6 protein-coding genes are annotated in these 14069 nt (G+C 75.2%); all 6 read left to right on the forward strand.

What is annotated here, in order from left to right; all coding sequences use genetic code 11:
• The first annotated feature begins 24 nt into the window (after window positions 1–24).
• The 6 genes from AB5J73_RS30565 to AB5J73_RS30590 all read left to right on the forward strand — a co-directional run bounded on the left by AB5J73_RS30565 (window position 25) and on the right by AB5J73_RS30590 (window position 14056).
• Window positions 25–2016: an MMPL family transporter gene (locus AB5J73_RS30565; RefSeq protein ID WP_370962126.1), complete on the forward strand. Its 1992-nt coding sequence runs from the start codon at window positions 25–27 to the stop codon at window positions 2014–2016.
• Entirely contained in the window at window positions 2013–3401 is a 1389-nt protein-coding gene (locus AB5J73_RS30570) for an MFS transporter (RefSeq protein ID WP_370962127.1), read from the forward strand. The genes AB5J73_RS30565 and AB5J73_RS30570 overlap by 4 nt, the downstream gene beginning before the upstream one ends.
• A 92-nt stretch (window positions 3402–3493) precedes the next feature.
• A complete protein-coding gene (locus AB5J73_RS30575; protein ID WP_370962128.1) occupies window positions 3494–5218 on the forward strand; it encodes a fatty acyl-AMP ligase in 1725 nt (574 codons plus the stop codon).
• Complete coding sequence (locus tag AB5J73_RS30580) at window positions 5215–11487, forward strand: beta-ketoacyl synthase N-terminal-like domain-containing protein (RefSeq protein ID WP_370962129.1); 6273 nt, start codon at window positions 5215–5217, stop codon at window positions 11485–11487. The genes AB5J73_RS30575 and AB5J73_RS30580 overlap by 4 nt, the downstream gene beginning before the upstream one ends.
• Complete coding sequence (locus tag AB5J73_RS30585; protein ID WP_370962130.1) at window positions 11487–13064, forward strand: acyl-CoA carboxylase subunit beta; 1578 nt, start codon at window positions 11487–11489, stop codon at window positions 13062–13064. Before AB5J73_RS30580 ends, AB5J73_RS30585 begins: the two co-directional genes overlap by 1 nt.
• Window positions 13065–13081: 17 nt before the next feature.
• Entirely contained in the window at window positions 13082–14056 is a 975-nt protein-coding gene (locus AB5J73_RS30590) for an alpha/beta hydrolase (protein ID WP_370962131.1), read from the forward strand.
• Window positions 14057–14069 lie beyond the last annotated feature (13 nt).

The raw sequence follows: 14069 nt of genomic DNA on the forward strand, positions 1-14069 counted from the left end.
AGCGTGATCAACCGAGGAGGCCGGATGACGACGCTCGTATCGTGGTGCGCCCGCCGCGCCGGCGTGGTCGTCGTGCTGTGGCTGGTGGCGCTGGGCGGTTTCGGTTGCGCCGCGCTGCACACCGGCGCGGCCTTCCGCGACACGGTCGACCTGCCCGCCGCGGACAGCACGGCGGCGGCGAACCTGCTGCGCGGCAGCGGGGCCGGCGGCGCCGAGGAACGGGTCGTCGCCCGCACGCCGGACAGCCCGGTCGACACCGGCACGGGCCGGGCCCGCCTCGACGACTTCGCCGCCCGGCTGGCGGCGCTCCCGCACGTCGTCGCGGTCAACCCCGCCGGGGTGTCCGGCGATCGGCGGACCGCGGTGCTCACCGTGCGGTTCGACGCGCCGGCCGCGGACCTCGGCCAGCCGGTGGCGGACGCGCTGGCCGCCGTCGTCCGCGACGCCCGCGGGCTGACCGCCGGGGCGGCCGGCGAGCTCGCCGCGATGACGGCGGCCGCGCCGGACCTGGGCAACGCCGGGATCGGCCTGCTCGCCGCGGCTCTGGTGCTGCTGGTGACGTTCGGCTCGGTGACCTGCGTGCTGCTGCCGGTGCTCACCGCGGCCGTGCCGGTGGGCTGCGCGCTGGCCGCCGTCACGCTGCTCTCGCACGTCATGACCGTCCCGAAGATCAGCACCGAGATCGCCGCGCTGCTGGGGCTCGGCGTCGGCGTCGACTACGCGCTGTTCGTGCTGACCCGCTACCGGCAGGGCCGCGGGGACGGCGCGCCACCGGCGGTCGCGCTGGCCGCCGCCGCGGCGACTTCCGGCCGCAGCGTGGTCTTCGCCGGCGTCACCGTGTGCGTTTCGCTGGCCGGGATGCTCACCGTGGGCCTGCCGTTCCTCGACGGGATCGCGGTGGCCGCCGCGGTTTCGGTGCTGCTGACCGCGTTCGCCGCGCTGACCCTGCTGCCCGCGTTGCTGCGGCCCGCCGCCCGGATGCGCGTCAAGCCGGTGGGGAACGGCGGCCGCTGGGCCCGGCTCGCGCGCTCGGTGACCGCCCGCCCCGGGCCGTACACGCTGGCGGCGGTGCTGGTCGTGGCCGTGCTCGCGCTGCCGATGACCGGGCTGCGGCTCGGCGTGCCGGACGCCGCGCAGGACCCGCCCGGCAGCATCACCCGGACCGGCGCCGAGCTGCTGGCCGAGGGGTTCGGCCCCGGCGCCGGCACCCCGCTGCTGGTGGTGGGCACGGGCGACGCCTCGCTGGGCACGCTGCGGGAAGCGGTGCTGGCCCGCGCCGACGCCGGCCCGCCCACCGCGCTGCCCGGCGGCGGCTGGCTGCTCACCGTGGTCCCGCGGACCGCACCCGGCGACCCGGCCACCACCGAGCTGCTGACCTGGACGCGGACCATGGCGGCAACCGTCGGCGGGCCGGACGCGCACGTCGGCGGGATCGTCGCGACCCAGGCCGACTTCTCGGCGGCGATCACGGCCCGGCTGCCGGTGTTCCTGGTCAGCGTCGTCGGGATCTCGGTCCTGCTGCTCGCCTGGGTGTTCCGCAGCGTGCTGATCCCGCTGACGGCGGCGGTGATGAACCTGCTGACCGCGGCCGCGACGACGGGCGCGGTCGTGCACGTCTTCGGCGCCCCGATCGAGCCGTACCTGCCGGTGTTCCTGTTCGCGGGACTGTTCGGGCTCTCGATGGACTACGAGGTCTTCCTCATCGCGCGCATCCAGGAAGCCTGGCGCCGCCACGGCGACACCCGGGCCGCGGTCGTCGACGGCGTCGCCGCGACCGGCCGGACCATCACCGCGGCCGCGCTGATCATGGCGCTGGTGTTCGTGTCGTTCGCCTTCGTCGACGCCCGCGTCGTGCGGGAAGCGGGCGTCGGGCTGACCGTCGCCGTGCTGCTGGACGCGATCGTCGTCCGGTGCGTGCTCGTGCCCGCGGTGATGGCCCGGTTCGGCGCCGCGAACTGGTGGTTCCCCCGACGGCGGCCCGTCGTGACCCGGGTGCCGGCGAGGAGCGCGCGATGACGCGGCGGACCCTCGTGCTGCTCGCGCTCGGCGCGTTCGTCACCACGCTCGACAACACCATCGTCGCCGCCGGGGCGCCGTCGATCGGCCGCGACCTCGCGCTCGGCCTCGGTGCGCTGCAGTGGATCGCGCTCGGCTACATGCTCCCGTTCGCCGGGGTGCTGCCGGCCGGGGGCGCGCTGGTGGACCGCTGGGGACCACGCCGGACCCTGACGGCCGCGCTGCTCGCGTTCGGCGCCGGCGCGGCGGCCGGCGGGCTGGCCGGGTCGCTGTGGCTGCTGGTCGCCGCCCGGGTGCTGCAGGGCCTGGCGGCCGCGTTCCTGGTGCCGGGCCTGCTGAGCCTCCTGCGCTCGAACCTCGACGCGCGGGGGCGGACGCTCGGCGCGGCGGTCTGGACCGCGTGCCTCGCGGCGGCGCTGGCGCTCGGCCCCGCGCTCGGCGGGATCTTGAGCGCTGCCCTGGGCTGGGCCTGGATCTTCTTCGTCAACCTCCCGTTCGTGGCGGCGATGCTCGTGCTGCTGCCGGCGACGACGCCGCCCGGCCGGGCCGGCGGGGAGACCCGCGCGCCGCCGTTCACGGCGATGGTCCTGGTGACGGCGAGCCTGGTGCTGCTCACCACCGCGCTGGCCGAACCCCGGTTCGCGCTCCCGCTGCTCGCCGCGGGCGCCGTGCCCGGTGTGGTGTTCGCCGTCCGGGAACGGCGGGCGCGCGACCGGCTGGTGCCGGCGGCGCTGACCGGGAACCGAGTTTTCACCGGCTCGCTCGGCCTCCAGCTGTTGTGGGGACTGGGGATTTCCGGTGTCTTCTTCTTCACGCCGTTGCTGCACCAGGAGTTCCTCGGGCTCGGTCCGGTCGGCGCCGGACTGCCCCTGGTCCTGGTGGCGGTGGCGGTCGTCGCGGCGACACCGCTGGTGGCGCCGGTGGTCGCCCGTCACGGTCCACTTAGGACGGTGGCGGCGGGGCTCGCCGCGGTCGGCGCGGGGCTGCTGGCCCTCGCCGCGGTGAACCGGCTGCCGGAGCTCTGGCCGCGCGTGCCGGGCCTGGTCGTGATCGGGGCGGGGTCGGCCTTCACCGTCCCGATGACGTCGCACGCGCTGGACGTCGTGGCGGAGCGGCATTCCGGCACGGCGTCGGGGTTGCTCACCGCGGCCCGCGAGTTGTCGAGCGCGCTCGGCGTCGCGCTGATCGGCGCGGTGCTGACGGCGGTGCGCGCGGCGCGGCTCGAAGCGGGTGCCGCGCCCCCGGTGGCGCTGGCCGGTGGCTACACCGCCGGGCTGCTCGCCGCGGCCGGGCTGACGTTCGCCGGTGCGCTGCTGGCCGTGCGCGTGTCGGGGACCCGGTCGGCCGAGACCTCGTCGCCGCGTGACAAACGCGCGGTCCCGTAACCCGTTTCCCGGTGAGCATCCGGGATCCGCCGATTGACAACCGCACGGGCGCGGCTATTCACTGCGCCGGTAAACGCTCTCTGCGAGGGACCATGGAAACCATTTCCCAGCTGATTCCCGGTACACCGGAAAAGCTCGGCGACGGCGAATCGTTCGCGACCCTGCTGCGCCGGTGGGCGCGGGTGCTCGGCGACGAAACCGCCGTCACGCACCTGGACCACCGCGCGGCCGCGGCCGGTCGCGCGGTCACGCTCACCTGGCGGGCCCTCGACGAGCGGGTCGACGCGGTCGCGGCCCGGCTCGCGGAAATCGCGGCACCGGGGGAGCGGGCGGCGGTCCTGGCCGGGCAGTCGACCGGCTACGTCGTGGCTTTCCTCGGCGCGCTGCGGGCCGGGCTGGTCGCCGTGCCGCTGTTCGCCCCTGGGCTCCCCGGCCACGAAGGCCGCCTCGCCGGCGTGCTCGCCGACTGCGCCCCGCGGGTGGTGCTCACCACCGCGGCGGACTTCGACGCGGTGCGGGAGTTCGTCGCCGGACCGGAGGTCGTCGCCGTCGACGCGCTGCCGGACGCCGAGGCGCGCGAGTGGCCCCGGCCGGATCCCGATGCCCCGGCCTACCTGCAGTACACCTCGGGGTCGACGCGGTCGCCGGCCGGGGTCGTGCTGACCCACCGCAACGTGCTCGCCAACGCCCGCCAGGCCTGTGCGGCCTACGGCGCCGAGAGCCGGACGACGTCGACGGTCAGCTGGCTGCCGCTGTTCCATGACATGGGCCTGATCCTCGGCATCGGCGCGCCGATGGCCGGCGGGATGGCGTCGGTGCTGATGGACCCGCTGGCGTTCCTGGAACGTCCCGCGCGGTGGCTGCAAGCGCTTTCGGCGAGCCCGGGGGCGATCAGCGCGGCCCCCAACTTCGCCTACGCCTACAGCGCTTCCCGCGTGACCGAGGCCGAGAAGGACTTCCTGGAGCTGAGCCGGGTCGTTTCGCTGATCAACGGCAGTGAGCCGGTCCTGCCGGCCACGATCGCGAAGTTCCAGGACGCCTTCGCCGGGTGCGGGCTGCGGCCGGAGGTCCACCGCTCGTCCTACGGCCTGGCGGAGGCCACCGTGCTCGTTTCCGTGACGCACAGCGGGAAGGAGGCCCGGCAGGTCACGTTCGACCGGGACCGCCTGGCCGCCGGGTTCGCCGTGCCGGCCTCGTCCGGCACGACGCTCGTCTCGTGCGGCCGCCCGGCCGGCCAGCGGGTGCGGATCGCCGACCCGGTGACCGGGGCGGCCGCCGAGCCGGGGGAAGTCGGCGAAATCCGGGTCAGCGGCCCGAACGTCGGCCGCGGCTACTGGGGGCGGCCCGCGGCGTCGGCGGAGACGTTCGGCCTGCCCCCGCTCGACCCGGACACCGGCGAAGGCTGGCTGGCGACCGGTGACCTCGGCGTGGTCTTCGACGGCGAGCTGTTCGTCACCGGCCGGCTCAAGGACCTGGTCGTCGTCGACGGCCGCAACCACTACCCGCAGGACATCGAGCAGACGGTGGAGGAGCACCCGGCCGTGCGGCCCCACTCGGCGGCGGCCTTCGCGATCGAGGGCCCGGACGGGGAAACGGCGGTGGTCGTCCTCGAACGCGCCAAAGACGTCGATGCCGAAGTCGACGGCGCCGCCGCGGACCTTCGGGCCGCGGTGGCGGCCGGGCACGGGCTGCACCTGCACGACGTCGTCTTCCTGGCGCCCGGCGAGGTGCCCCGGACCTCGAGCGGGAAGATCAGCCGGGCCCGCTGCCGCGCGTCCTATTCGGACGGTTCGCTGGCCGCGCGGCGGCTCGCGTGAACGCCGCCGGGATCCGCGCCTGGCTGCTCGCCCGGCTCGGCGACGTCGACCCCGACCGTCCGCTCCAGGAGCTGGGTCTGTCCTCACGGGACGCGACGGCGCTCGCCGCCGACCTGGGCCGGTTCGTCGGCCGCCCGCTGGCCCCGATGCTCGTCTGGCAGTACCCGACGATCGCCGCGCTCGCCGCTCATCTGTCCACAGTGGAGCAGGCGTCGGTTCCCGAGCCGACGCGGGAAGCCGGGGAGCCGATCGCGATCGTCGGTCTCGGCTGCCGGCTGCCGGGCGGGATCGAGTCCCCGGCGGCGTTCTGGCGGTTCCTCGACGACGGCGGCGACGCGATCGGCGACGTCCCGGAGGGTCGCTGGGAGACGTTCGCCCCCGCCGAAGACCTGGCCGGGCTGCCGGCGCGGGGCGGGTTCCTCGACGACGTCGCCGGGTTCGACGCGGCGTTCTTCGGGATCACCCCGCGCGAAGCCGAGGCGATGGACCCGCAGCAGCGGATCCTGCTGGAGGTCGCGTGGGCGGCGCTGGAGCACGCCGGGATCCCGCCGGCCGGCCTGCGCGGCAGCCGGACCGGCGTGTTCGTCGGGCTGTCGGCCACCGAGTACGGCTCGCTGACGATGACCGACGTCGCGGGGGTCGACGTCTGGTCGGGGACCGGGTCGGCGGCGAGCATCGCCGCGAACCGGCTGTCGTACCTGCTCGACCTGCGCGGGCCGAGCCTCACGCTGGACACGGCGTGCTCGTCGTCACTGGTCGCGGTGCACCAGGCGGTGCAGAGCCTGCGGCGCGGCGAAAGCGAACTGGCGCTCGCGGCGGGTGTCAACGTGCTGCTGTCGCCGGGCATCACGGCCGGGTTCCACCGGGCGGGGGTGCTCGCCGCCGACGGCCGCTGCAAGCCGTTCGACGCGGCCGCCGACGGCATCGTCCGCGGCGAGGGCTGCGGCGTCGTCGTGCTGAAGCCGCTGCGCGCGGCCCGGCGGGACGGCGACCGGGTGCTGGCCCTGGTGCGGGGCAGCGCGGTGAACTCGGACGGGCGCTCCAACGGGCTGACGGCACCGAACCCGGAGGCGCAGGCCGCGCTGCTGCGGGACGCCTACGCGGGGCTCGATCCGTCCTCTGTGGACTACGTCGAGGCGCACGGAACCGGCACCCCGCTGGGGGATCCGCTGGAGGCCGGGGCGCTGTCGGCGGTGCTCGGGCGCGACGCGGACCGCCCGCTGCTGCTCGGCTCGGTCAAGAGCAACCTCGGCCACCTCGAAGGGGCGGCCGGGATCGCCGGCCTGCTCAAGGTGGTGCTGGCCATGACGCACCGGCGGCTGCCGCCTAGCCTGCACTTCCGTTCGCCGAACCCGTACATCGACTTCGCCGGTTTGCGAGTGGTCGCGGAGGGGACGTCGTGGCCGCGGTACTCCGGGACCGCGCGGGCCGGGGTGTCGGCGTTCGGGTTCGGCGGGACCAACGCCCACGTCGTGCTCGAAGAGTGGCCCGCGGCGGCGTTCCCGGCCCGGGTGGAGCCGGCCGGGCCGCAGGTGTTCGCGCTTTCGGCCCGCTCCGGCGAGGCTTTGCGGGCGCGGGCCGGCGAGCTGGCGGACTGGCTCGACGGGACGGAGGTCCCGCTGGGCCCGGTCGCGGCGACGCTGGCCCACCGCCGGGAGCACCTGCCGGTCCGGGGCGCGGTGGTGGGGGAGAGCCGCGGGGAAGTGGTGGAGGCGCTGCGCGAGCTGGCGGCCGGGCGGGGGATTGTGGCGGGTTCGGCTGGGCTGGGTGGCGGGCAGCGGTCTGCGTCGGGCTCGGCTGAGTTGGCCGCGGGGCGGGGAATCGCGTCGGGCTCGGCTGAGCTGGCTGGTGGTGGCTCGATCGCCCCGGCGGGCGGCGGTGGCTCCGCTGAGGCGCGGGGCCTGACCGGTGAGCCCAGCGTGGTCTTCGTCTTCTCCGGCTACGGTTCGCAGTGGTCCGGCATGGGCCGCGGCCTCCTCGAATCCGAGCCCGCCTTCCGCGCCGAGATCGAAGCCCTCGATCCCGTTTTCCGCGCCCACGCCGGGTTCTCCCTCCGCGAAGCGCTCGATCAGGACCTGCCGGACCTGGCCACGACCCAGCTCACGCTCTTCGGCGTGCAGCTCGCCCTCGCCGCGCTGTGGCGGGCGCAGGGCGTCACCCCGGCCGCCGTGCTGGGGCACTCGATGGGGGAGGTCGCCGCGGCCGTGGTCGCCGGGGCGCTCGATGTCGCCGCCGGGGTGCAGGTCATGGCCACCCGGGCGCGGCTGCTTGCCGAACTCGACCAGTCGGGGGCGGGGGCGATGGCCGTCGTCGAGCTCTCGCCCGCCGAGCTCGCGGAGTTCCCCGAAGTCGCCATCGCGGTGTACGCCTCGGCCACCCAGTGCACCGTCAGCGGGCCCGCCGACCAGGTCGAAGCGCTCGTCGAGCACGCCGAAAGCCGCGGGAGGCTGGCGCGGCGGCTGCCCGTCGGCGGGGCCGGGCACTCCGCCGCCGTCGACGCCGTGCTCGGGCGGCTGCGCGAAGACCTGGCCGGGCTCACCCCGGGCGAAGCCGGGATTCCCTGCTACAGCAGCGTTCTCGACGACCCCCGGGCGCGGCCCGCGTTCGACGTCGAGTACTGGGCCGCGAATCTGCGCCGTCCGGTGCGGTTCAGCCAGGCCCTCGCCGCGGCGGCCGGGGACGGGCACACCGCCTTCGTCGAGATCGCGCCGCACCCCGTCGCGCTCGCCGCGATCGAGCAGGCCGGTGCGCTCGGCCTGCCGTCGGGGAGTCGCCGGGCCGACGAGCGGACGGCGTTCCTGACCAGCCTCGCCCGGCTGCACGTGCTGGGCCGGCCCGGTGTGCTCGCCGCGCGGCCGACGGCGGCGCCGGTCGAGCTGCCCGGGCCTGTCTGGCGGCACGAGCGGTTCTGGCCGCGGCGGGCCGTCCGCGCCGGCGGCGGCCACCCGCTGCTGGGCGTCCACATCGAACACCCGGACGGCGGCCACCTCTGGCGCGCCGACGTCGGCACCGCGCTGCTGCCGTGGCTGGCCGACCACACCGTGCGGGGCCGGCCGGTGTTCCCGGCCACCGGGTTCCTCGAGCTGGCACTGGCCGCCGGCGGGCACGTGCGCGACCTCGAACTGCGGGAAGTGCTCCCGCTCGCCGACCACACCGAGGTGACGACCACCCTGACCGGCGGCGAGCTGTGCGTGCACGCCAAGTCCGCGGCCGGTGAGTGGGTTCGCCACGCCACGGCGCGGGTCGGGACCGGTGGGACGCCGTCGGCGCCGTTCGGTGAGGCCGGCGGTGAGCCCGTCGACGTCTACCGCGCGCTGGCCGAGCTGGGCCAGTCCTACGGGCCGGCGTTCCGCGGCCTGCGGCTGGTCGTGGCCGCGGACGGCCGCGCGTCGGCGTCGATCGCGCTGCCCGGCGCCGACCACCCGGCGTACGTGCTGCACCCCGCCCTCGCCGACGCCTGCCTGCACGCACTGGCCGCCGCCGTCGGTTCCGCGGACACCCTCTACCTGCCGCTTTCCGTGGGCGAGGTGGTCGTCGCGGGCGAACCGCGCCGGGGCGTGCGGGTGGACGCCGTGGTCGCCCCCGCCGGCGACGGCCTGCTCGGGAGCGTCCAGCTGGTCGACGCCGAGGACGTCGTCCTGGTGGAGTTCCGCGACGTCTACTGCCGCCGGTTCCGCGACGCGGCGGTGGCGCGGCTCCTGCTCGAAGCGACCTGGCAGCCGGTGGAGCTGCCCGAAGAGCCGGAGCGCGACCACGACTGGATCGAGCTGGACACCGCCCGCCTCGGCGACCGGGCCGCGCTCGCGAAACTGGTGCGCGACGGCGAACCGGCCGCGGTCGTCGCCCGCCTCGGCCGGGCGGGCGGCCCGGACCCCGAGTCCGCCGCGCGGCTGGTCGAGACGCTGACCGGGGTCGTCGCCGAACTGGCCGAACTACCGGTGCCGCCGCGGTTGTGGCTGGTCACGGCGGGGGCCCAGGTCGTCCGGCCGGGGGAGGCGGGCGATCCCGGGACGGCCGCGGTGCGCGGGCTGGTGCGGGTGCTCGCGTTCGAGCACCCGGAACTGCGGGTGTCGCTCGCCGACTTCGACGACTTCGCCCGGTTGCGGGACGAGATCCGCGCGGACGCCCCGGACGACGAGATCGCTTGGCGCGACGGCGTCCGGTACGCCCGGCGGCTGACCCGCCCGGAACTCGGTGAAGCGGTCCGCGAGCCGGTCCGTGACGGCGCGTACATCATCACCGGCGGGCTGGGCGGGCTCGGCCTGGTGGCGGCGAAGTGGCTGGCCGAGCACGGAGCGACCCGGGTGGTGCTCGGCGGCCGGCGCGCCGCCGATCCGGGCGGGTCGAGTGCCGAAGTCCGGGTCGTGACCGGGGACATCGCCGAACCCGGGACCGCCGAAAAGCTGGTCGCGGCCGCCGTCGAAGGGGGCGTGCCGCTGCGCGGGGTGCTGCACGCCGCCGGCGTGCTCGCCGACGGGGCCGCGATCACCCTCGACGCCGGCGCGCTCGACGCCGTCTGGCGGCCCAAGGCGCTGGGGGCTTGGCGGCTGCACCAGGCGACCGCCGGGCACGACCTGGACTGGTGGCTCGTCTACTCCTCCGCCGCCGCGCTCTTGGGGTCGCCGGGCCAGACCGCCTACGCGACCGCCAACGCCTGGGCCGACGCCCTCGTCGCCTGGCGCCGGGCCCAAGGGCTGCCCGCCGCGACCGTCAACTGGGGTGCCTGGGGCGAGGCCGGCGCCGCGGCCGGGTCGGTGAACCCGGTGCTCACCCCGCTCGGTACCGGCGAAGCCTTGAGCGCTCTCGAGGCCGTCCTGGCGACGGACCGTCCGGAAACCGGCGTCGCCCGCGTCGACGCCGGGACTGTCCTCGAACTGTTCCCGCGCCTCGCCGACCGCCCGTTCTTCAGCCTGTTCAGCCCACCGAAACAGTCCACTTGGGACGGTATGGCGGCGTTGCGGGCCGGGACGCCCGAGCGGGCCAGGGCCGCGATCGCCGACCACCTCGCCGGCCTGATCGCGGACCTGCTGGGCTTCGCCGAGGTCGACCGGGACGTACCGCTCACCCGGCTCGGGCTCGATTCGCTGTCGGCCATGCGCGCCCGCGGCGCCGTGGAACGCGATTTCGGGCTGCCGCTGCCGATTCCGCTGCTCCTGCGCGGGGCCAGCCTCGGCGAGCTCGCCGGGCACCTGGCCGAGCAGGCCGGGTTCGGGACCACCACGCCGGCCGGGCGGGTGGTCGCCGGGCCGCGTGATCCGGCCGAACGGTGGGTGGCGCGGCACTGGCGGACCGTCGTGGGCGGGACCGAACCCGGGGTGCACGACGACTTCTTCGCCGCGGGCGGCGATCCGGACCGGCTGCGGGCGCTGTTCGCGGCCGAGCTCGACGTGGTGCCCGACCGGCTGTTCGACACCCCGACCGTCGCCGCGATGGCCGATCTGCTGCGGCCCGAGCTGGAAGGGCACGGGGGCGGGCCGGTGCGGGTGCTGCGCGACGGCGTCGCCGACCCGGTGTTCCTGTTCCACCCGGCGGGCGGCCGGGCGAGCGTGTACCGCGAGCTCGTGCGGCTGCTGCCGGAAGGGCAGCCGGTGTACGGGTTCGAGCGGATCGACGACGAGGACACCGTCGAGGGCAAGGCCGCCTGCTACGCGGAACTGGTCCGCGAGATCCAGCCGGACGGTCCCTACCGGCTCGGCGGCTGGTCGTTCGGCGGCTGCCTGGCCTACGAGACCGCGCGGCAGCTGGGCGGCGCCGAGCTGGTGTTCCTGATCGACACCATCCTGCCGCTGCCCGCGGCCGGAACCGCGGTGGAAGACCTGCTGCTGGACCGCTTCGACCGGTTCGCCGACCACGTTTCGCGCACGTACGGGGTCCCGTTCCCGCTCCCGCGCGACGAGCTCACGCGGCTGGACGAGGACGCCCAGATCCGGTGGGTGCTGGCGAAGCTGACCGAGCTCGTGCCGGACCTCGGCGCCGGGGTCCTGCGGCACCAGTACGAGTCCTATGTGGACGCGCGGGTCGCCGAGCGGTACACCCCCGAGCGCTACGACGGGCGCGTGGTGCTGCTGCGGGCGCAGGACCCGCACCCGCTGACCACCGCGCTGGACCCGCGGTACCTGCGCACCGACGACGCGCTCGGCTGGGACGCGCACTGCCCCGCCCTCGACGTCGTGCGGGTACCGGGCGACCACGTGTCGATGATCGACCCGCCGCACGTGGCGGCGCTGGCGGCCGCGCTCACCGCGCGGCTCGGGACGGGGGTGCGCTGATGGACGAACTCACGCCGGGGACGGCGTTCCGGATCGCCGACCTCGCCGCGCGGCAGGACGAAGCCGTGCGGATCGCCGAGAAGCGGGCCGTCGACCGGCAGCACGCCAAGGGCAAGCTGACCGCGCGCGAGCGGATCGGGCTGCTGCTGGACCCCGGGTCCTTCGTGGAGCTCGACCAGTTCGCGCGGCACCGGTGCGCCGAGTTCGGGATGGACGCCAACCGGCCGTGGGGCGACGGCGTGGTGACCGGGCACGGCACCGTCGACGGACGGCAGATCTGCGTGTTCTCGCAGGACTTCAGCGTCTTCGGCGGCAGCATGGGTGAAGTTTCGGGCGAGAAGGTCCTCAAGGTGATGGACCTCGCGATGGCGCTGGGCTGCCCGGTCGTCGGGATCAACGACTCCGGCGGCGCCCGGATCCAGGAAGGCGTCGTTTCGCTGGCGTACTACGCCGAACTCGGCCGCCGCAACGCCCACGCCTCCGGCGTCGTCCCGCAGATCTCGATGATCATGGGCCCGTGCGCGGGCGGCGCCGTCTACGCGCCCGCGATCACCGACTTCACCGTGATGGTCGACGGGACTTCGCACATGTTCGTCACCGGCCCGGACGTCGTGCACGCGGTCACCGGCGAGCGGGTGACCGCGCAGGAGCTCGGCGGCGCGGCCGTCCAGTCCGAAGTGGCCGGCAACGCCCACCACCGCGCGGTGTCCGAAGAGGACGCCGTCGAGTGGGTGCAGACCCTGCTCGGCTACCTGCCGCAGAACAACCTCGACCTCGCCCCGGAGTACGCCGACGACACCAGTCCCGCCGTCACGCCGGCCGACCTCGAGCTCGACCGGCTGGTGCCCGACTCGCCGCACCGGACCTACGACATGGCCGAGCTGATCGCCGCGCTGGTCGACGACGGCGACTACACCGAGGTCCACAGTGCCTTCGCGCCCAACATGATCTGCGCGTTCGGCCGGGTGCAGGGCCGGTCGGTCGGCGTCGTCGCCAACCAGCCGCGCCACCAGGCCGGCGTGCTCGACATCGACGCGTCCGAGAAGGCCGCGCGGTTCGTGCGTTTCTGCGACGCCTTCGGGATCCCGCTGCTCACCCTCGCCGACGTCCCCGGCTACCTGCCCGGCACCGGCCAGGAACGCGGCGGGATCATCCGCCGCGGTGCCAAGCTGATCTACGCCTACTCGGAAGCCACCGTGCCGAAGGTGACCGTGGTCGTGCGCAAGGCCTACGGCGGCGGCTACGCGGTGATGGGCTCGAAGCACCTCGGCGCCGACGCCGTGCTCGCCTGGCCCACCGCGGAAATCGCGGTGATGGGCGCCGAAGGCGCGGTGCAGGTGCTGCACCGGCGCGAGCTGGCCGCCTTGCCACCGGAACGCCGGGAAGCCGCGCGCCGCCGGCTCACCGACGAGTACCGCGAACGCCACGGCGGCCCCTACCTGGCCGCCGAACGCGGGTACGTCGACCAGGTCGTCACGCCGTCGCAGACCCGCCTGCACGTGGCTCGGGCGCTGCGGACCCTGCGGACCAAACGGCAGACCCTGCCGGCGAAGAAGCACGGCAACATCCCCCTGTGACGAGTCGAGGAGTCGCGATGAAGCGATGGGCTTTGCTGGCGTTGTCGGCCGTGCTCTTGGTGGCCGCCGGCGGCGTGACCCCGGCCGTGGCCGCCCCCGCCGTGGCCGACGACGGCGCGAAGGTCGTCGGCGAAACCTGGCTGGACGCCCGGACCGTCGACCTCAAGATCAGTTCGCCCGCGCTCGGCACGACCGGGCTGGTCCGGCTGATCGTGCCGACCGGCTGGGCGGCGCAGCCGAGCCGGACCTGGCCGGTGCTGTTCCTGCTGCACGGCTGCTGCGAGCCGGTCGACTACCAGTCGTGGGACCGGTTCACCGACGTCAAGGCGTTCACCGCGAACAAGGACGCCCTCGTCGTGATGCCGACCGACGGGCCGGCCGGGATGTACACCAAGTGGTGGAACTTCGGGTTGAGCGGCACCCCCGACTGGGAGACGTTCCACACCGCCGAAGTGCGCCAGATCGTCGAACGCGGTTACCGCGGCGGCACCAAGCGGGCGGTCGCCGGGCTGTCGATCGGCGGCTACGGCGCGCTCGCCTACGCGTTCAAGCACCCGGGGATGTTCGGCGCGGCCGCGTCCTACAGCGGCGTGCCGAACACGCTCTTCCCGGGCATCCCGGTCTGGATCATCGGCATCCTGGCCCGCGCCGGCATCTTCAACTATCTCCAGCTTTGGGGTGACTCCTTCGGGATGCGGCCGCTCTGGTCGGCCGCCAACCCGTACGACCACGCCGACCAGCTGCGCGGCACGGCGCTCTACATCTCCTGCGGCAACGGCCAGACCGGGCCGCTCGACCCCCCGGGGCAGTCCGACGTCCTTGAGCCCTCGGCGCTGCTGTCGTCGCAGAGCTTCACGGATCTGCTGCGGGCCAAGGGGATTCCCGCGACCGTCGACTACTACGGACCGGGCACGCACAGCTGGCCGTACTGGCAGCGGGCCCTGCACAAATCGTGGCCGGTCCTCGCCGGCGCGCTCGGCCTCCCGGCCTGAGTGGTTCCCTTCG

This window comes from Amycolatopsis sp. cg9, assembly GCF_041346945.1.
Classification (GTDB): Bacteria; Actinomycetota; Actinomycetes; order Mycobacteriales; family Pseudonocardiaceae; genus Amycolatopsis.